Origin of the sequence: Maridesulfovibrio pacificus (SeqCode), from assembly GCF_048612815.1 — a bacterium.
GTDB classification, from domain to species: Bacteria; Desulfobacterota; Desulfovibrionia; order Desulfovibrionales; family Desulfovibrionaceae; genus Maridesulfovibrio; species Maridesulfovibrio pacificus.
In genome coordinates this window covers 65,694-84,827 of sequence record NZ_JBLZNE010000002.1, presented here as the reverse complement: position 1 = coordinate 84,827, position 19,134 = coordinate 65,694, and the positions used below count along the sequence as shown (strand labels likewise).

The 19,134-nt window shown below is 50.0% G+C and carries 17 protein-coding genes; all 17 read left to right on the top strand.

Features of this window, described 5'->3' with window-relative positions; genetic code table 11:
- Positions 1 to 13 precede the first annotated feature (13 nt).
- Positions 14 to 1,243: a cell division protein FtsA gene (gene ftsA / locus ACNI23_RS17790; protein WP_015850572.1), complete on the top strand. Its 1,230-nt coding sequence runs from the start codon at positions 14 to 16 to the stop codon at positions 1,241 to 1,243.
- Between the two features lie 121 nt (positions 1,244 to 1,364).
- Positions 1,365 to 2,642, top strand: a complete 1,278-nt coding sequence (ftsZ, locus tag ACNI23_RS17785) for a cell division protein FtsZ (RefSeq protein WP_420250861.1) — start codon at positions 1,365 to 1,367, stop codon at positions 2,640 to 2,642.
- Between the two features lie 81 nt (positions 2,643 to 2,723).
- A complete protein-coding gene (locus ACNI23_RS17780) occupies positions 2,724 to 4,412 on the top strand; it encodes a radical SAM protein (protein WP_420250648.1) in 1,689 nt (562 codons plus the stop codon).
- A gap of 151 nt (positions 4,413 to 4,563) precedes the next feature.
- A complete protein-coding gene (locus ACNI23_RS17775) occupies positions 4,564 to 4,977 on the top strand; it encodes a DUF2318 domain-containing protein (protein WP_420250647.1) in 414 nt (137 codons plus the stop codon).
- 9 nt (positions 4,978 to 4,986) lie between these two features.
- Positions 4,987 to 6,147 carry an ABC transporter permease gene (locus ACNI23_RS17770; RefSeq protein WP_420250646.1) on the top strand — a complete coding sequence of 387 codons (1,161 nt, stop codon included), beginning with the start codon at positions 4,987 to 4,989 and terminating at the stop codon, positions 6,145 to 6,147.
- Positions 6,148 to 6,156: 9 nt separating this feature from the next.
- On the top strand, positions 6,157 to 6,819 hold the full coding sequence (locus ACNI23_RS17765) for an ABC transporter ATP-binding protein (protein ID WP_420250645.1): 663 nt from the start codon (positions 6,157 to 6,159) through the stop codon (positions 6,817 to 6,819).
- 207 nt (positions 6,820 to 7,026) lie between these two features.
- Positions 7,027 to 7,503 carry a Spy/CpxP family protein refolding chaperone gene (locus ACNI23_RS17760; RefSeq protein WP_420250644.1) on the top strand — a complete coding sequence of 159 codons (477 nt, stop codon included), beginning with the start codon at positions 7,027 to 7,029 and terminating at the stop codon, positions 7,501 to 7,503.
- Positions 7,504 to 7,838: 335 nt separating this feature from the next.
- Positions 7,839 to 8,336: a Spy/CpxP family protein refolding chaperone gene (locus ACNI23_RS17755; protein WP_420250643.1), complete on the top strand. Its 498-nt coding sequence runs from the start codon at positions 7,839 to 7,841 to the stop codon at positions 8,334 to 8,336.
- Positions 8,337 to 8,481: 145 nt separating this feature from the next.
- Positions 8,482 to 9,333, top strand: a complete 852-nt coding sequence (locus ACNI23_RS17750; protein ID WP_420250642.1) for a DUF4405 domain-containing protein — start codon at positions 8,482 to 8,484, stop codon at positions 9,331 to 9,333.
- A gap of 15 nt (positions 9,334 to 9,348) precedes the next feature.
- On the top strand, positions 9,349 to 11,082 hold the full coding sequence (locus ACNI23_RS17745; RefSeq protein ID WP_420250641.1) for a two-component system sensor histidine kinase NtrB: 1,734 nt from the start codon (positions 9,349 to 9,351) through the stop codon (positions 11,080 to 11,082).
- A complete protein-coding gene (locus ACNI23_RS17740) occupies positions 11,082 to 12,491 on the top strand; it encodes a sigma-54-dependent transcriptional regulator (protein ID WP_420250640.1) in 1,410 nt (469 codons plus the stop codon). The genes ACNI23_RS17745 and ACNI23_RS17740 overlap by 1 nt, the downstream gene beginning before the upstream one ends.
- Before the next feature lie 608 nt (positions 12,492 to 13,099).
- On the top strand, positions 13,100 to 14,290 hold the full coding sequence (locus ACNI23_RS17735; RefSeq protein ID WP_420250639.1) for a quaternary amine ABC transporter ATP-binding protein: 1,191 nt from the start codon (positions 13,100 to 13,102) through the stop codon (positions 14,288 to 14,290).
- A 1-nt stretch (position 14,291) separates the two neighbouring features.
- A complete protein-coding gene (locus ACNI23_RS17730) occupies positions 14,292 to 15,128 on the top strand; it encodes an ABC transporter permease (protein WP_420250638.1) in 837 nt (278 codons plus the stop codon).
- A 30-nt stretch (positions 15,129 to 15,158) separates the two neighbouring features.
- Positions 15,159 to 16,013 carry a glycine betaine ABC transporter substrate-binding protein gene (locus ACNI23_RS17725; protein ID WP_420250637.1) on the top strand — a complete coding sequence of 285 codons (855 nt, stop codon included), beginning with the start codon at positions 15,159 to 15,161 and terminating at the stop codon, positions 16,011 to 16,013.
- A gap of 145 nt (positions 16,014 to 16,158) precedes the next feature.
- The gene (locus ACNI23_RS17720) at positions 16,159 to 17,214 is read left to right on the top strand and encodes an HDOD domain-containing protein (protein ID WP_420250636.1); all 1,056 of its coding nucleotides are present in this window, start codon (positions 16,159 to 16,161) and stop codon (positions 17,212 to 17,214) included.
- A 144-nt stretch (positions 17,215 to 17,358) separates the two neighbouring features.
- Complete coding sequence (locus ACNI23_RS17715; RefSeq protein ID WP_015850557.1) at positions 17,359 to 17,583, top strand: NifU family protein; 225 nt, start codon at positions 17,359 to 17,361, stop codon at positions 17,581 to 17,583.
- Between the two features lie 119 nt (positions 17,584 to 17,702).
- Positions 17,703 to 19,097, top strand: coding sequence for a glutamate--tRNA ligase (gltX, locus tag ACNI23_RS17710; protein ID WP_420250635.1), 1,395 nt, complete (start codon positions 17,703 to 17,705; stop codon positions 19,095 to 19,097).
- Positions 19,098 to 19,134: the final 37 nt, after the last annotated feature.

The following is a 19,134-nucleotide window of genomic DNA, read 5'->3' as shown; positions in this document are numbered from 1 at the left end:
AGGAGAAAAAATTATGTCCAAGTCTGATCTGATCGTCGGCCTCGATGTCGGCACCACAAAGATCTGCGCAGTTGTGGGAGAACCCACTGCGGACGGCGTCGACATTGTCGGCATCGGCACTGCCCCGTCCACCGGACTGCGCAAAGGCGTGGTGGTCAACATTGAGCAGACAGTACAGTCTATCAAGAAGGCTCTTGAAGAGGCTGAACTCATGGCCGGCTGCGAAATCCGCTCCGTATACGCGGGCATCGCAGGCAGCCACATAAAAGGTTTCAACAGCCACGGCGTTATCGCAGTTAAAGGCGGCGAGGTAACCCAGAAAGATGTAGACCGGGTTATCGATGCAGCCAAAGCTGTAGCCATTCCTCTGGACAGGGAAGTGATTCACACCCTGCCGCAGGAATACATTGTTGACGATCAGCGCGGCATTGCCGATCCGCTGGGCATGGCCGGTGTGCGCCTTGAAGTAAAGGTCCACATCGTTACCGGCGCGGTAACCTCCGCACAGAACATCATCCGTTCCTGCCATCGTTCAGGGCTGGACGTTTCCGACATCGTTCTTGAATCATTGGCTTCCAGCAAGGCCGTTCTTTCCGAAGAAGAAAGGGAAATAGGCGTTGCCATAGTGGATATCGGAGGTGGTACCACTGATCTGGCAATCTTCGCCAATGATTCAATTAAACATACTTCTGTTATTGCCCTCGGCGGTAACAACCTGACTAACGACATTGCATTCGGGCTGAGAACGCCCATGGGGTCTGCGGAACAGATTAAAGTCAAATACGGAACAGCGCTCACCGATCTTGTTACTACTGACGAGACCATTGACGTACCTTCCGTTGGCGGCCGCGATCACCGCAAAATGTCCAAGAGAGTACTGGCTGAGATCTGCGAACCTCGTTGTGAGGAAATCCTGTCACTGGTTGATCAGGAGCTGGTCCGCAGCGGGTACAAAAATATGATTGCAGCCGGAGTAGTTCTCACCGGCGGCACATCTCTCGTGGACGGAATGCAGGAACTGGCGGAGCAGATTTTTGATCTGCCGGTCCGCATTGGCTATCCCGCTGGCGTGGGAGGCCTTAAGGATGTTGTCAGCAGTCCCAAATACGCCACTGCAGTAGGGCTGCTCATGTACGGCGCGGAAAAAGAAGGCAGCTCTGAGCAAGTCTTCAGAATCCGTGACGAAAATGTTTTCAACCGCATTCTGGGCAGGATGCGCAAATGGTTCACTGACATCGCATAAAAAGATGTATCGCCATTGAAGGTTGGCGGGATTCAGTGAAGTTAAGGCATGAAGTTCTTTTCCGACCCCGATCACGGAAAAGTAAGCAGCAAAAGTTTAACAGGGGAAATCAAAAATGATGATGGATTACATGGAAATTGAAAACGACGGTCAGGCCAGAATCAAGGTTATCGGTTGTGGTGGTGGTGGCGGTAACGCTATCAACAACATGATCCAGTCCGCACTCTCCGGTGTGCGCTTCATCGTAGCTAACACCGATGCTCAGGACATCAACAAATCTCTGGCTGAATACAAAATTCAGCTCGGCGACAAACTGACCAAAGGCCTCGGCGCTGGCGCAAACCCCGATGTGGGTAAAAACGCAGCTCTCGAATCCATTGACCAGATCCGCGAACTGGTCAGCGATTGCGATATGGTCTTCGTAACCGCCGGTATGGGCGGCGGAACCGGTACCGGTGCTGCTCCCGTTATCGCTGAAGTTGCCAAGGAAGCCGGTGCTCTGACCGTTGCCGTTGTAACCAAACCTTTCTATTTCGAAGGCAAGCGCAGACTGCTGCAGGCAGAAAAAGGTATTGAGGAACTCAAGAATGTAGTTGACTCTATCATTACCATTCCTAACGACCGTCTGCTCCAGCTTGCCGCTAAAAAAGCAGCTTTCTCTGAAATGCTGAAAAAAGCTGACGAAGTCCTTTACTACGGCGTCAAGGGTATCGCCGACCTGATCACCGTTCACGGTCTGATCAACCTTGACTTCGCCGACGTACAGGCTGTTATGTCCAGCTCCGGTCTCGCCCTCATGGGTACCGGTATCGCACGCGGAGAAAACAGGGCACGTGAAGCAGCCATGAAAGCTATCACCAGCCCGCTGCTTGAAGATGTTTCAATCGAAGGCGCAAAAGGCGTGCTCATCAACATCACCTGCTCCCCTGACATGACCATTGATGAAGTCAGCGAAGCAGCCAACATCATCTACGAAGAAGCACACGAGGAAGCACAGATCTTCTTCGGTACTGTTTTCGATGCTGAAGTCGGCGATGAAATGCGCATTACCGTTATTGCTACCGGAATTGACAGTGCAGTTGAGCAGACAGTTACTCCGCCTGTTGAACAGCAGTCTTTCGGACAGCCCCAGCGCCCCAACCTCACTCCCAGAGGCATGGCCCCCAAGAATAAAGAAACCACCAACGTTCATCAGGTGGGCAGCGCCCACGCTGAAGAAGACCGCTCCATCCCCGCTTACCTGCGCCACACCACAAGTAAGCCAGCTGAAGCGGCAGGTGCCCGTGAGCCTGTACAGCTCAAGCCCAAACAGGCTGCCAACTCCGGTGGAGAAGAATTCATCTTCCATGATGACGATGACTTCGAAGTTCCGACCTTCATTCGCAAGCAGGCTGATTAATAAATTATAACGCCTGACATACTTGCGATGATTATAAACCGGAAACAGTACGGGCCAAACGGTCCGCACCTGGGATAACCCATGTCCGTAAATGAAGAATTCTTCTACTACGGAAAGGAAGAACCCTCGCCCGAGGAAACTGGAGGCCGTCTGCCCACGGCTCTTGTGTTCCCCGGACGGAAGGGGTCTGCACTCTCAACCTTAGGTTGGCAGGCTGTCTATCGTCTGCTGGCTCCGGACGCGGAGCTTGCGGTAGAGCGATTCTTCCTTGGCGAGCCGGGAAAACCGTCTGTTTCCATGGACAGTGACAAAGAACTGTCCGAGTTTCCCCTGATCGGCTTCAGCATCAACTTTGAGGAGGAATACCTCCATCTGGTCAGGATGCTGAAAGATTCGGGCGTTCCGCCACTGGCGGCGGAACGCCCGGACTTCCCGCTGGTCATGGGCGGAGGTCCGGTGGCCTTCCTCAATCCCGCACCCATCGCGCCCTTTTTCGACTTCTTCTGGGTAGGAGAAGCTGAAGCGGGATTGAAGGACCTATGCCTCGAACTGAAGCAGCATATTTACGACGGGGGAAGCAAAAAAGAATTTCTGGATCTGATCAAAGATCGGGACGGCGTCTACGTTCCCGGCATGACCAAAGGTCAGGTCCGCAGGGCAGTGCTACCACCGGGGCCGGTATCTGAAGGACACGGAGTCCCCCTCCTGAGTGATCCTGCATATTCCTGTTTTATCAGCCCGGAGGCGGTCTTCAAGGACATGTTCCTTGTAGAGGTCAACCGTGGCTGTCCGTACGGATGCAGATTCTGCGCAGCAGGATACATCTACCGTCCGCCGCGCCACGCTTCCATTGACCAGCTCAAGAAGATTGTGGAGCTAGCCGATCCGCCCAAGGTCGGCTTGGTAGGCACAGCCCTTACCGACTGGCCGGACCTGCTCCCATACATTGAGTGGCTCAAAAAACGGAAAACCAAATTTTCCCTCTCATCCGTTCGCGCTGACGGACTTACTGAAGAATTGCTGGATATCCTGCGCGCAGCAGGAGTGCGCACCGTGACTCTTGCACTGGAAGGTGCCAGCAGACGTCTTCGTGATGCGGCCAGCAAAAACCTTGAGGAAGAAGACTTCCTTCGCGCCGTGGAACTCTGCGCTGCCAAAGGAGTCAACCACTTGCGGGTTTACGTCATTGTGGGCTGGCCCGGCGAGACTGCTGAAGATTACGAAGAACTGGCTCTCATGCTTGAAAAGATAGATGAGGCCCGCAAGCGTGGTCAGGGTAAAAAGAAAAAGCAATTCATGCGCATCACCTTCGGTGCCAGCTGCCTTGTGCCCAAACCGTGGACCCCGCTGCAGTGGGCTGCAATGCCATCTGAGAAAGAGCTCAAAGACGTTCTTTCCAAAGTCAATGGACTGACCAAAAAATATAAGGGCATTGCCTTTTCAGGTGACAATCCATTTCAGGCCCGATTGCAGGGCATACTTTCCCGTGGCGACGAGTCTCTTGCTGAATTCATCAGCTATGCTGCGGAAAATGGAGGCTGGAAAAAAGCCTCTAAATTTTTCAAAGGCGATGTTAATCGTTTTATCGACCAAGAGCTTGATAAAGACTCCCCCCTGCCTTGGGACTTCATCGATACCGGAGTGAAAAAAACTTACCTCTGGCGCGAATGGCAACGATTCCAGAAAGCAGAAAAGACCCCGGTCTGTCCACCTGACGGATGCGCAGAATGCAAAAGCTGCGGCATGCATCAATGGCTTGAAGAGCTTTAATCCCTGATTGCACTTTTGTGCAATCAGGTTGCACAAATCACTCTATCTTCCACTCATAAACAACTGCTCAAAACTGCTACCTATTGAAATAACTCTCCTTGTACAACAATTGCATACTGTTACGGTATAGAATTTTAAAGGAGTGTTTTTCATGAAAAAAATGATTTTACTTTTGGCTTTTCTGCTTCTGCCTGCAAACGGATTTGCAGGAATGGAAATTGGGGATAAGGAACTGAGCATCCCGATCAGTGAAGTAAATGACGGTCAGGCCCATTATTACTCAGTAAATCTTGACGGAAAAGAGATTCGTTATTTTGTAGTCCGCAGCAAAGATGGAATTATCAGAGCAGCCTTTGATGCCTGTGATGTCTGCTATCGCTCAAAAAAAGGATACTCACAGCAAGGTGACTTCATGGTTTGCAACAATTGCGGAATGCGCTTTCATTCCACACGAATCAATGTGGTCAATGGTGGTTGCAACCCTTCTCCGCTGGCAAGAGAAACCAAAGATGATAAGCTGGTAATTTCTCTGGATGCGGTCAGATCCGGGGCCATGTACTTCTAAGGAGCGCGCATGAATCTTTTTACTATTCCCCTGCGTAACCTTGGCCGCCGCCCTTTACGTACCATTCTTCTATGTGCAGTGTTCACAGTGGGAGTCATGTCTGTGGTTTCCATCCAGCTGCTCTCTACAGTTGTGGGCAACAGTCTTGAAGAAAAAATGAGTAAATTCGGGGCCAACATCCTGATTACCCCGAAAACCGAATCCCTGTCCGTAAGCTATGGAGGGTTGGATCTCGGTAATGTTGCCTACGGCTCCCATGAGTTACAGGGAACGCCAGTCCTTAAGGCCGTTCGTGATATTGACCTGAAGGAACGGCTTAGCGCTGTAGCCCCCAAATTCGCCGCCATTTCTAAAGTTAAAGGACAGCAGGTGGCGGTTGTCGGGGTCAGTATGTCCGATGAGTTGAATATCAAAACCCACTGGTATCCGGAGGGCCGTTTTCCTGAAAAACAAAATGAAATTGTTATCGGTGTCAATGCCGCCAGCAAGCTGGACATCAACCCCGGTGACACTCTCGAAATAGAAGGAAACAAGCTTCTTACAGCAGGAATTCTCGACCCCACAGGAACCGAAGACGACAATGTAATCTTTATGGATATTGACCTGCTGCGTAACAGCGTGGGCCGTCCCGGAGCAGTTCATTTCATCGAAGTTGCCGCCCTTTGCGCAGGATGCCCCATTGATGAAATCGTACAGCAAATCGTCAAGGCAGTTCCTGGAGCAGAGGTTAAAGCTCTTCAGCATGTTGTTAAACAGCGCATGTCGGCCATCAGCTTTGTGAACCAGATGGCTTGGACCGTAAGTGGCGTTATTCTTCTCACCGCCTGCTTTATGATCGGTCTGTCCATATTCTCGGCAGTGAATGAACGTAAAACAGAAATCGGACTTATGCGCTCGCTGGGCTTTTCAACAGGATCGGTGTTTTCCATATTCTGCCTTGAGGCACTGCTAATGGGCTGTATTTCGGGAATTCTTGGTTATCTTGGAGGTTATTTCGCCAGTGGAGAAATCCTCAAGAACCTGAACATGGGCGAAGCTGACATAGCCTTTGATCCGCTGGCCTTCGGGATCACCTTCCTTGCTGTGTCCGGGCTGGCAGTGCTTTCCGCTACCATCCCTTCACTACGAGCCACCCGCGTTGATCCCTCTAGAACCCTTGTTTCACTGTAAGGATTTAAAATGCTTAAAACAGAATCAATCAGCCATAGTTATGGTGAAGGGTCCGCAGCTGTAACAGTTCTGGACAATGTATCAATCAATATACCCGAAGGTGGATTCACCTCAATTATTGGGCGTTCAGGTTCCGGCAAATCAACCTTGCTCAGCGTTATATCAAGCCTGCTTAAACCTGAGCAGGGTCAGGTTTATTTCAAGGAAAACGAAATCACGAATCTACCCGGCTCTGAAATTGACAGACTCAGAAAGGAAGAATTCTCTATTATCTTCCAGTCGCACCACCTGCTGCCTTATCTCACGGCACATGAGAATGTACTCCTGCCCTTTCTGGACAGACTGGCACCGGCTAATAAAGAACTATTGGAACGCGGGCGGGAGTGCCTTGAACGCGTGGGACTTGCGGGCAAGGAAGATCGCCTTCCCGGACAGCTGTCAGGAGGGGAACAACAGCGGGTTGCCATTGCGAGGGCTCTGATAAAGTCACCTTCAATACTCTTTGCAGATGAACCATGCGGCAGTCTGGACAAATCAACAGGCAATGGAATCATAGAAATCCTTCAGAACCTCAATCAGGAAGGACTGACCATAGCTATGGTCACCCATGATCGGGTTCATGCCAGCATGGCTAAAGACACAATAGCACTGGAAGATGGGAAAACCATATAGAAACATTAAGTTTTCTAAGTGCAACTTAACATTCTATCTGCACAATTTGTGCACGTATGCGCAATTCATTGCATCAGTGTTTTCAGACTGTTCCGGAAGGAAATAGGACTTTAATTCAACCAGCTTAAGTGGTTAGCAACTTTGGCACGGGCCATGCTTCAGGAGAATTACGAGACAGCAATAATTCATTCAAATAAGGAGATAACAATGAAAAAGAAAATCGTGATTCCCGTAGTAGCAATTATGGTTATGGCCATGGCCGGCACAGCAATGGCCCGTGGTGGATACCACGGCGGCGAGCATAACGGATACAATAACGGCCCCCGCCAGATATTTGAGCAACTGACCCCGGAAAAACAGAAAGAAGTGGAAGCCATCTTCCAAAAACATCAGGACGAATTCCAGACCATTAAAAGTCAGATGTGGGCAAAACGCACCGAACTTAACGCACTGGTAGATTCCGGTAAATCCGATCAGAAAACCATCACCAGGCTGGTTAAGGAAATGACAGATTTGAGAACCAAGGCCTACAACCTCCGCAAGCAGGTCAACAACGAAGTTGAAACAGCTACCGGAATTGAAATGCCCATGCGGGGCTTTGGCGGCGGTCGCTACTTTGATAGCGACAGTCCCCGCAGAGGCCATAGAAACAACAACGATTACAGAGGGTGTTGGAACTCATAAGCTAGATAAATATCCCCAAACTAGATCCTACGCATAACAGAACACTCCATCCATCCCCTTTGACGAAAAGAGGCCCCCTCCCCGGGCCTCTTTTTTTATACTCTCAGATTCCACCAACCTTTGGCGACTTACATTCAGAATCTCCACATTCAGCCTTGCAGGTAAACCTGCACCTTTTGTGCAACATAATGCACAAAGACTTTGCACTAAAACAATACTACATATTTGCACAAAGACACTAACTCACTAATTTAAAACAACTTTCATTTTTGGCACAGCACATGCTTTATGGTAAATTGAGAGGGCAACAACTTTTAACCGCATCAGGAGATCATATGAAGAGAAAAACTCTGATTCCGCTGATCGTTGTGCTGGTTCTGGCAGTAGCATCTGTCGCCATGGCACGAAACGGTTACCGGAACGCTGGTTACCACAACGGTAACTGGGCTGCATATGAGCAGCTGACACCTGAAAAGCAACAGCAGGTACAGGACATCATCAAAAAATACGAATCCACATTTCAAACCCTGAAAAGCGAACAGTGGGCAAAACACACTGAACTAAGAGCGCTGGTGGATTCCGGAAAAGCCGATAAAGATACCATCCATGCTCTGGTAAAAGAACTTTCCGATGTACGTGACAAGCTTTACACCGAGCACAATAAAATGGCCGCTGAAATAGAAAAAGAAACCGGTCTGTCATTCTCTCCTATGGGGCAAGGATACGGTAAAGGCGGCAGAGGTTGTGGTAATTATCAGCAGGGATGTCCCGGCGGTAGCGCTAACTGCGGAAACTTCAAGCAGATGAATTGCCCCGGCGGCAATTGCTACTAAATCCTTTAAATAACGTTCATCTACACTAATTACAGGAAAACGGGTAAAAAGGAGGGCTATACGGTCCTCCTTTTTTTATTAAATTCACTTCCATATTCAGGACAGTTTAAGTTAGTAATATCAGTACAAATCATAGGAGAATCTCATGTTTAGAAAAATAACTTCCCTTACCAGTTTCTTTTCTTTCATTGTCCTGATCATTACCAGCGCCATCCTGTACATCGTACCGCAGGGCCGTGTGGCCTATTGGGCGGATTGGACCCTGTTCGGCCTGAGTAAAGAGCAATGGGGAGATATCCACATCTGCACCGGAGTACTTTTTCTTGTTGTCTCAATCCTGCACATCTGGCTGAACTGGAAGCCCATACTCGCTTACCTTAAAAAGAAAGCCGGTGAATCAAATTTCACCTCCCCAGCATTTTTTATCAGCCTGATTATCACGCTTTTCGTCGTCTTCGGAACTCTGGCCGGCTTGCCGCCCATGAAACAGGTGCTAGAATTCAGTCAGGATTTTAAAGCCATGGGTGAAGCCAAATACGGTATACCACCCTATGGTCACGCGGAACTCAGTCCGCTCAATATTTTCTGCAAACGCATGGGTCTTGATCTTGATAAAGCCGCTGCCTCTATCAAAGAGGCTGGGATAGAGCTTGAGTCTACGAAAGAAAGCATCAAATCCATTGCCGATAAAGCGGGTCTGACCCCTAAGGAACTGCATGAGATTATCCTCAAGGGTCAACCAGGCAAAACAGGCTCAGTGAAACCAATAACTACTGCCGCTCCCAATAAACAAGATATATCCCACTCTCCGGGAGGTGGAATCGGTCGCATGAGCCTCGAAAGCTATTGCGCAAAGTTTAATCTCGATCTGAATACAGCACTGGGCATTTTACGCGAAAAAGGCGTGGTTGTTGACAAAGATACCCCCATCAAGGAAATTGCAGGCGCACTGGGACTCGACTCTCCTCGGGCCATCGGTGAACTGCTCAATCCTTAAACAAAATCGGATTCAATGGAATTAAGCTCACAGAAATCACATAAACTGCCACTTGCTCTGGCCCTGCTGGCCCTGATCCTGCTCGGGGCCGGAAGCTTGTACCTTACATGGCACAACTTGCGCCAGATGCATCAGACCGTGTTTGAACACATGCTGCTTTCCGCACGTTCTATTGCCCGTGGTCTGGATATCCAGCTGGTCGAAGGAGCTCGGCGCATGCGCTCTCCGGGTATGCATAATCGACGCATGCCCCAACAATTGATCCCGGATGCGCGGGAATTATTCAAAGAGATGGTTGCCGAGGGCGACCTGCTCTACATCGCGCTCTACGGACCGGACCGCAAGCCGATACTGGTGGTTGAACAGAACGATGAAGGAAGCCCGATCTATACGCCACCGGCAGGCCTTTTTGATATGATCACCCAAACGCGTGAATCCAGCACTCCGGTGATGATTAAAGGAAAAGCGGCACTCCTCTACGGCACTATGGGCCAGCCAATCCTGCAACGCCTCTACGGTCATAAAAGACGTGGTTTCATGCCTCCGCAGGATAAAGAAACCTTTCTCCTACTGGGCTTGAGTGCCGAGAAACACCTGCGTCAGTTCAATCAATACCGCCGTGCAGCGCTATTGCAAACCGGCTACATATTCCTTGCAGGACTGGTCCTCTGGCTACTTGCCGTGGCCTATTTTCAACGCAGAGAACAAGGTAAAAAACTGACCCGCATGGAGCGGTTTCAGGCAAACCTGCTGGACAACATGCCGGACGGTTTGATGACCATTTCGCCTCAGGGCAGCATCCTTTCAGCTAATGGTTCCGCTCATAAGCTGCTGCAATGCCAGCATGATGAAGTTCTTGTGGGCAAAAACTGGAATGATTTTAATTACGAATCTCTACAGGATTTCAAACGAAACAACGTGATATGGGAACATGTCCGGCTGGGCGGTAAAAACCTGGAGCTTATTTTCTTTCCCTACTTTGAAAGCAGGAAAGATCAACGGACGATGATCATCATCCGGGACCGCACCGATATTGCAGGACTGGAAGAGGATCTTTACGAAGCGCGCAGACTGGCTTCCATTGGCTCTCTTGCTGCAGGCGTAGCTCATGAAATCCGGAATCCATTGAGCTCCCTACGTGGTTTCGCCCAACTCTTTGCTGACAAGTTCAAAGAAGAGCAGCCCTACGGAACATATGCGACCACGATGCTCACCGAAGCAGACCGTTTAAACAGGGTGGTAACCGACCTGCTCTACCTGTCCAAACCCCATGAATTAAATCCGGAAATAATGGATCTGCGTGAAATCTGCGATTCCATGCAAACACTCATGGGATTTGATCTTGAACACAAGGGCACCCGGCTACAAACCGAACTTAACATTGAACAGGTTTATGCCGACCCTGACGGAATCAAACAGGTTCTGCTCAACCTGCTGGTCAACAGCCTCGATGCTGTTCCGGATGCAACCGGCACAATATCCATCGTTGCCGAAGGAACCGAACACGGAGTTTGGATAAGCGTCTGCGACAACGGACCGGGTATGCCTGAAGATATCCGTAAACACGCCCTTGAACCGTTTTTCACCGACAAGCCCAAAGGAACTGGTTTAGGGCTTGCTATAGTCAACACAATCATGCGCGGCCACAATGGCCGGGTAACCATTTCCGCACCGGACCTTCCCGGTCCTCTGGATGGTACTTGCGTAATGCTCTTTTTCCCGGCACCGCGTGATGAAGGATCAGAATAATGAATGCCATAGGAAAAAATGTACTCATAGTCGATGATGAACCGTCACTGCGACTGCTCATCCGGGCAGTATTGGAAAGTGACGGCTGGAATGTTCATGAAGCCCAGTCCGGCGAACAGGCCCTTGAAATGCTACCCGGCCTGACATTAAATGCAGCCCTGATCGACATGCGCATGGAAGGGATGGACGGAATGGCCCTGCTTAAGGAGCTGAACACCATCATGCCCGGCCTGCCGGTTATCATGCTCACCGCCTACGGCAACGTGAACTCAGCAGTTGTTGCCATGAAGCATGGCGCTTTCGACTACCTGACCAAACCCGCTGATAATGAAGAGCTCAAGGCAGTTCTGGCCAAAGCCCTTGATTACTCCAGGCTGGTGGATGAGAACGAAAAACTCAAATCCGCAGCCGGAGCCACAGAGCAAATGATCGGCAGCTCGCAGGGAATGCTCAATGTAAAGGATCTCATTGAACAGGCCGGACCTTCTGAAGCTACCATCCTCGTACTGGGGGAATCCGGTACAGGTAAGGAACTGGTAGCCGAAGGATTGCACAGAGCCAGCCAGCGGGCAGACAAACCTCTGATCAAAGTCAACTGCGCAGCTCTGCCTGCGGACCTGCTGGAAAGTGAACTTTTCGGCTATATGAAAGGAGCCTTCACCGGAGCCAATGCCAATAAACCCGGACGTTTTCAGCTAGCTTCCGGCGGGACCCTCTTCCTCGATGAAATCGGGGAAATGGACCCGGTGCTGCAAGCGAAAATTTTGCGGGCTTTGCAGGAAAAAGTAGTTGAGCCACTAGGTAGCGTTTCTCCGGTGGAGACTGATGTACGCATCATTGCAGCGACCAACCGCGACCTGAAAAAGGAAGTGGAAAATGGCAACTTCCGCGAGGACCTTTACTACCGTTTGAGCGTCCTTGAAATCCGCATTCCGCCGCTGAGGGAACGTGTAGGCGACCTGCCTTCGCTGGTAGCTTATCTGCTGGAAAAACTGGGCCGCAAGAATAATAAAAAAGTACGTTCTGTCAGCCCCTCATTTCTGGATTCGCTCAGCCGTTACGACTGGCCCGGAAACGTCCGTGAACTGGAAAACGTACTTGAGCGGGCCATCATTTTGAGCCGCAGCGAAGTGCTGGGGCCGGAACTGCTGCCTCCGCAGGTGATTAGCCCAGCTCCAAGACAGACATCACCGGAACCTGCGCCCTCGGCACAACCGGCTCAACAAACTCATCAAGCAGCCCCGACTCCGTCAACCGGCACTCCCACCCTTGACGATGCGGAACGCCAAGCCCTGATAGCTGCCCTTGAAGCCAACCAGCATCACCGCGAAAGAACCGCTGAAGCTCTTGGTATCAGCCGCAGGACTCTTCAGTACAAACTGAAAAAATATGGCCTGACCCGCAGGTAAAATAAAGATTAATAACAGCTTCTTTAAGCCCGGAAATTTTGATTTCCGGGCTTTTTTTATCAATTATGGCAATTAGCCATGATTATCCGCATTCTCATGTCCTTAGCCCCGACAATACATTCTTAGCTCAGTCCAGCTTTCGTTCATTGCTAATGAGCTCAATAACCATAGCTTACAGGTTAAAATCAATCTTATTTGACATAGTCTCATATTTTATCTACTCTTAAAATTCGAGCTTCATAATTTTTGAACTCGAGACAAAGACGGCTTACCCTATTTTAATCCAGCCGCAAAAATCGACAGATGTGAGCTTTTACTTCGCCTAAAACCAGATTATACAAACTGTACTTTTGCAAAGTAAAAACAATACTTTCTAAAAACAACATCAAACACAACTATAACAAACGCACACTGCATAGAAAAATGCATTCCAAACAAGATCACTACATAAAACCTACCGGCACGCCCGTTCAGGAAATCAACCCCAATTCCGCACCGGAAAAAATCCCCCTCCTCTCCTCTTCTCTCACCAAAACCGCTTCCAATTAATTTTTACTGCCCTCAATTGACTTGGGGAATAGTGTTTAGTTTTATTTAACGGAGAAGATATGGAAAAAATCAGAGTCGAAAACCTCTATAAAATCTTTGGCAACACCCCGAAGAAAATCATCCCTATGCTTGAACAGGGTGCCACCAAAGATGAGATTATGGAAAAAACAAAGCACGGTGTAGGCGTCAACAACGCTTCATTCAGTGTCGAAGAAGGTGAGATCGTTGTGGTCATGGGCCTTTCCGGTAGCGGAAAGTCCACCCTTGTCCGCTGCATCAACAGGCTAATTGACCCCACGGGGGGGAAAATATTCATTGATGGTGAAGACATCACCACCTTGAACAAAAACAAACTGCGCAAAGTGCGTCTGGAAAAACTCGGGATGGTTTTCCAGAACTTCGCCCTTTTCCCCCACCGCACTGTTCTGAAAAATACAGAATACGGATTGGAAATAGCCGACACCGACGCGGAAACCCGTAAACAGAAGGCCATGGAAGCCCTCGAACTGGTAGGGCTTAGCGGCTGGGAAGATTCTTACCCCGACCAGCTTTCCGGCGGTATGCGCCAGAGAGTCGGCTTAGCCCGTGCTCTGGCCCTCGACCCCGACATCCTGCTCATGGATGAAGCTTTCAGTGCCCTTGATCCGCTCATTCGCCGCGACATGCAGGACGAACTGATCAATCTGCAAGAGCGCATGCACAAAACAATTGTCTTCATCAGCCATGATCTTGACGAAGCCCTCAAGCTCGGCGACCGCATTGTGCTCATGAAAGACGGTGAAATCGTGCAGGTCGGCACCCCCGAGGAAATCCTCACCGAACCTGCAACAGAATACGTACGCCGCTTTGTGGAGGACGTTGATATTACCAAAGTCCTCACCGCTGAATCAGTTATGAAAAAAATTGATGCCGTAGCCTACCTGAGAACAGATGGCCCGCGCGCCTCCCTGCGTAAAATGCGTAAAAACAATATCTCCAATCTCTTTGTCCTCGACGAAAAGCACAAGTTGATCGGCATGCTCAATGCAGGAGACTGCGCCAAACTTGTTGAAGAAGGCGGAAAGGACATCAGGACTATCATGCACACCGATCTGCAGGCTGTTGACCTGGAATGCCCCGCTCAGGAGCTATTCAACATCATGCAGGACAGAACACTTCCCCTGCCGGTCATCAATTCAGAAAACAAGCTGAAAGGTGTCATCGTCCGCGGTACACTGATCGGTGCCCTTGCTGAAAGAGGAGGCAATTAGAATGAATATCCCACGCATTCCCGTCGGGGAAGTAATCGAATCGTCAATTGATTTTCTGGTGGAACATTTTTCATTTGCCACCAAAGCTTTTTCCGCAGTGCTTGAAGCCGGACTGGATGTGGTCGAAGGGACCATGAAAGCCTGCCCGCCGTGGCTGTTCATTATTATTGTGGCAGCTATCACTCTGCGGCTGACCAAAAGCAAAAGAACCACAATATTTTCCATAGCCGGCTTGCTGCTGATCTGGAATATGGGCTTATGGAAAGCCACAGTCAGCACAATCGCACTGGTTATTGTTTCAACCCTGCTGGCGCTGATGATAGGTATCCCTATAGGAATCTTCGCCGCCATGAACAAGCATGTGAACAAAGTCGTTATGCCTGTTCTTGATGTCATGCAGACCATGCCCGCTTTCGTATACCTGATACCGGCCATCCCCTTTTTCGGTCTTGGCAAGGTCGCTGCTATATTCTCAACAATCATCTTTGCCATGCCACCATCCATCAGGCTGACCTGCCTCGGAATCAAGCAGGTCCCGGAAGATCTGGTGGAGTGTGCCGAAGCTTTCGGCTCCAACCGCTGGCAGAGACTTTTTAAACTCGAACTTCCCATTGCCACTCCGACCATTATGGCCGGGGTCAACCAGACAGTCATGCTGGCTCTCTCCATGGTTGTTATCGCAGCTATGATCGGAGCAAAAGGACTGGGTGGTGAAGTCTGGAAAGCAATCCAGAGATTGCAGATGGGTAACGGTTTTGAGGCAGGAATCGGGATTGTTATCGTGGCCATGATCATGGACCGCGTACTTCAAAACATTGGGTCCGGCAAAAAGAAATAGCCGGAGCCGAAACTGAATCGGGAGACTACAGTGAAAAAGGTACTTACTTTAATTCTTACGGCCCTGCTTGTTGCGGCTTTTGCCGTACCCTCTTTTGCAGGCGACAAAAAGAAAGTTAAACTGGCCTATGTTGAGTGGGATTGCGCAACAGCAACCACCAACGTACTCAAAGCCGTTATCGAAGAACGCATGGGTTATGAGTGCGAAATCATCCCCGTTGCAGCTGCAGCCATGTGGCAGGCAGTTGGAACAGGTGACGTGGACGGACTCGCCACTGCATGGCTTCCCATTACCCATGCTGACTACCTGAAGCGTGTTAAAAATAAAGTTGTTGACCTCGGACCTATCGTTTCCGGCGCCAAGCTGGGTTGGGCTGTTCCTTCCTACGTAACAGTTGACTCCATTGCCGACCTCAACAAATACGCTGACAAATTTGACGACAAAATCATCGGCATTGATCCCGGTGCTGGCCTGATGCGTCTTTCCGAAGAAGCAATGGATAAATACGGCCTCGACAAATTTGAACTCATGGAAGGTTCCGGCGCAACCATGACCGCTGCTCTGAGCGATGCCGTCAAAAACAACAAATGGGTCGTTGTAACTGCATGGTCCCCGCACTGGATGTTCGGCCGTTGGGACCTCAAATACCTTGATGATCCCAAAAAAGTTCTCGGTGAATCCGAATCCATTAACACTATAGTCCGCAAAGGACTCGATAAAGACATGCCTGAAATTTACGCTTTCCTCGACAAATTCGCATGGAAAGACGCAAACCAGCTCCAGATGGTAATGGCATGGAACCAGGAAAAAGGTGCAGATCCTTACGAAAGCGCCAAGCGTTTCATCAAGGAAAACAAAGAACAGGTTGATTCCTGGCTGAAATAAGCTACATAGCTGACCACATCCATTTAGGCCCCGGCAGATTCTTATCTGCCGGGGCTTATTATTTTTTTTGTAGAAAGCTTTCTTTCAAACCTCTTTTAATATATTATAAAGTTAAGAAATTTAAAGAAATCCAAGGCGGCAGACCATGACTGAACATACTCCCATTCCTGAAGAGATCATGCATAAGGCAACTGCATTGATGGAAGACCGCTTTACCAACACAGACCGGGAACAACCGGTGCTTTCAACGCTTTTCGAACTAGGGGTCGCCCACGTTGCTCAGGATCTTCTGGAGCACCCCGAGCTTTACAAAGAAAAGACTCAACTCCCCATGCCCAAAGAGAGGTTTGCCCCGGTAGACCCGCTTTCGATCCTTCGAAGTGAGGTAAAACTGCCGTCCCTGCCGCAGGTCTTCATTGAAATGCGACAAGTCATCAATAATCCCTCAAGCTCGGCATCCGATCTTGCCAAGGTTATTTCGCGAGATACGGCTCTTTCAGCTTTCCTCCTGCGCATGGTCAACAGTGCCTTTTACAGTTTCCCTGCCCAGATCGATACAATCTCCCGCGCAGTTGCGGTTATCGGTACCCAGCAGCTTTCGACCCTCGCATTGGGCACCTCTGTCATGGATATGTTCAAAGGACTGCCTGCCGATATCATTGATCTGGGGCTTTTCTGGCGCCACAGCTTTGCCTGCGGAATAATCGCCAGCCAGCTTTCAAAGACCTTCAAGCAAGGCACTCCGGAAAAGTGCTTTGTTGCCGGACTGCTGCATGATGTAGGACGCCCGGTGTTGATGATGACCCTGCCGGACCGCGCTATTGCTGCCACAGCCATCTCCCGCAACAAAAAAGCTCTCATGTTCAAGGCTGAACAAGTTGTTACCGGATTTAACCACGCCGAACTGGGCGGCATGCTCCTGCGCAAGTGGAATCTGCCATTTTCACTGGTTACCGCTGTACTTAATCACCATAGTCCTGCCAAAGCAGCTAAATCACCGGAATCCCTCTACGTATATTTCGCCAACATCATTGCCAAAACCATGGGAATAGGGGGAAGCGGAGACTTCTTCATCCGCAATGTAAACAACGAAAGATGGGAAAAGCACGGCCTGACCCCTGAAAAACTACGCCAACTTGACGCCGAACTGGGACCTATTCTCGATGAGGCTTTTTCCATTCTCAAAAATATGGCAGTATAAACAAATAGTCCAAAAGCCAAGACACTTATACTTACAAACAACAGTGCATGGTCCATATCAAGACAATAAAAACAAGTGCTCACAGGTTTGACAAGGCTGTTTAAAGAAAGTACTTGAGCGGGCATACCAAACGGAGGATTTACCATGCACGATAAAGTCGAAGCCGCTCTTGACAAGGTCAGACCCCTTCTTCAGGCTGACGGCGGTAACGTAGAACTCGTAGAGGTAACAGATAAAGGCATAGCCAAAGTTCGCTTGCAGGGTGCCTGTAAGGGCTGCCCCATGTCTCAGATCACCTTGCGGAACGCCATCGAGCGTACCCTGCTCAAGGAGATCCCCGAACTCAAAGGCGTTGAGCCGGCTGAATAATTTTTTTGCCGGCCGGGGCTTACTCCGGCCGGTTGGCAAATCTATTTTTTGAACCACACAGGTTCAATCAAAATACCGCCCCCGATGGCGGATTTTTTAGTTTTCAGGAGACAACCATCATGGCTAAGACCGTAACCAGATTTGCACCCAGTCCTACCGGACATCTGCACATCGGCGGCGCACGCACCGCACTTTTTGCATGGCTACTTGCCAAACACGACGGCGGGGACTTTGTCCTGCGCATTGAAGACACTGACCGCGAACGTTCCAAGCAGGAATATACCGAAGCCATTCTTGATTCCATGAAATGGCTGGGTATGGACTGGAACGACGAGCCAGTATACCAGAGCGACCGTTTCGATCTCTACAACGGCTACATCGATCAGCTGCTGGACGAAGGCAAGGCCTACTGGTGCGAATGTACTACCGAGCAGGTTGACGCCATGCGTGAAAAAGCCATGAAGGAAAAACGTAAGCCCAAATACGACGGTTCCTGCCGCGAGAAAAATCTCGGCCCCGGCGAAAACAGGGTTGTACGTTTCAAGGCTCCCCTTGAAGGCCGCACAAATTTCACTGACATGATCAAAGGACCTATCAGCGTTGAAAATGCTGAAATGGACGATATGATCCTGCGCCGCAGTGACGGCTCCCCCACCTACAACCTCGCTGTTGTAGTGGATGACCACACCATGGGTGTTACCAGCGTCCTGCGCGGCGATGACCACGTAAACAACACCCCGCGCCAGATCCTGCTTTACCAAGCTCTGGGCTGGGATGTCCCCAAGTTCGGCCACGTGCCCATGATCCTCGGCCCGGACAAGAAAAAGCTTTCAAAGCGTCACGGTGCACTTTCCGTAATGGAATACGAAAAGATGGGTTACCTGCCCGAAGCGGTAGTCAACTACCTCGTTCGTCTCGGCTGGTCCCACGGCGATCAGGAAATCTTCTCCCGCGAAGAGCTGATCGAACTTTTCAACACCGACAACCTCGGTAATTCCCCCTCCGTTTTCGATACCAAGAAACTGGACTGGGTAAACAGCGAATACATTAAAGCTAAGGCTCCGGCTGATCTCATCCCCGGCATGCGCACCTTCCTGCCCGAAGGTGTGGAAGCTGAAGATGCATACCTTGAAAAGATCATCCCCCTGCTCCAGCCCCGCTCCACCAACTACAAGGAAATGGCCGACATGTGCGACTTCTTCCTCGTGGACAGCGCAGCACTGGAATATGACACAGCAGCAGTGGAGAAAGTTTTCAAGCCCGAAGCGGTTGAAATCCTCAAAGAGCTGACCGCACGCATTGAAGCTGACGCGGAATTCAGCCACGATTCTCTCGAAGCTGTCTGTAAAGGCTTCCTTGAAGAGAAAGAACTCAAGTTCAAGGTTATCGGACAACCCGTACGTCTCGCTCTCTGCGGCCGCACCCAGTCCCCCGGCGGTCTTTACGACCTCATGCTCGTACTTGGTAAAGACGAAACCATAGCCCGCATGAACCGCGCTGTCACTCTAGTTTAGAATAGCTTTAGCTGACAGATCAGATAATAAAAAATCC

Coding starts and splice junctions, on each gene's coding strand:
- ftsA (WP_015850572.1), top strand. CDS start 14: ATGTCCAAGTCTGATCTGATCGTCGGCCTCGATGTCGGCACCACAAAG.
- ACNI23_RS17735 (WP_420250639.1), top strand. CDS start 13,100: ATGGAAAAAATCAGAGTCGAAAACCTCTATAAAATCTTTGGCAACACC.
- ACNI23_RS17740 (WP_420250640.1), top strand. CDS start 11,082: ATGAATGCCATAGGAAAAAATGTACTCATAGTCGATGATGAACCGTCA.
- ACNI23_RS17715 (WP_015850557.1), top strand. CDS start 17,359: ATGCACGATAAAGTCGAAGCCGCTCTTGACAAGGTCAGACCCCTTCTT.
- ACNI23_RS17750 (WP_420250642.1), top strand. CDS start 8,482: ATGTTTAGAAAAATAACTTCCCTTACCAGTTTCTTTTCTTTCATTGTC.
- ACNI23_RS17770 (WP_420250646.1), top strand. CDS start 4,987: ATGAATCTTTTTACTATTCCCCTGCGTAACCTTGGCCGCCGCCCTTTA.
- gltX (WP_420250635.1), top strand. CDS start 17,703: ATGGCTAAGACCGTAACCAGATTTGCACCCAGTCCTACCGGACATCTG.
- ACNI23_RS17745 (WP_420250641.1), top strand. CDS start 9,349: ATGGAATTAAGCTCACAGAAATCACATAAACTGCCACTTGCTCTGGCC.
- ACNI23_RS17730 (WP_420250638.1), top strand. CDS start 14,292: ATGAATATCCCACGCATTCCCGTCGGGGAAGTAATCGAATCGTCAATT.
- ACNI23_RS17775 (WP_420250647.1), top strand. CDS start 4,564: ATGAAAAAAATGATTTTACTTTTGGCTTTTCTGCTTCTGCCTGCAAAC.
- ACNI23_RS17755 (WP_420250643.1), top strand. CDS start 7,839: ATGAAGAGAAAAACTCTGATTCCGCTGATCGTTGTGCTGGTTCTGGCA.
- ftsZ (WP_420250861.1), top strand. CDS start 1,365: ATGGATTACATGGAAATTGAAAACGACGGTCAGGCCAGAATCAAGGTT.
- ACNI23_RS17780 (WP_420250648.1), top strand. CDS start 2,724: ATGTCCGTAAATGAAGAATTCTTCTACTACGGAAAGGAAGAACCCTCG.
- ACNI23_RS17760 (WP_420250644.1), top strand. CDS start 7,027: ATGAAAAAGAAAATCGTGATTCCCGTAGTAGCAATTATGGTTATGGCC.
- ACNI23_RS17765 (WP_420250645.1), top strand. CDS start 6,157: ATGCTTAAAACAGAATCAATCAGCCATAGTTATGGTGAAGGGTCCGCA.
- ACNI23_RS17720 (WP_420250636.1), top strand. CDS start 16,159: ATGACTGAACATACTCCCATTCCTGAAGAGATCATGCATAAGGCAACT.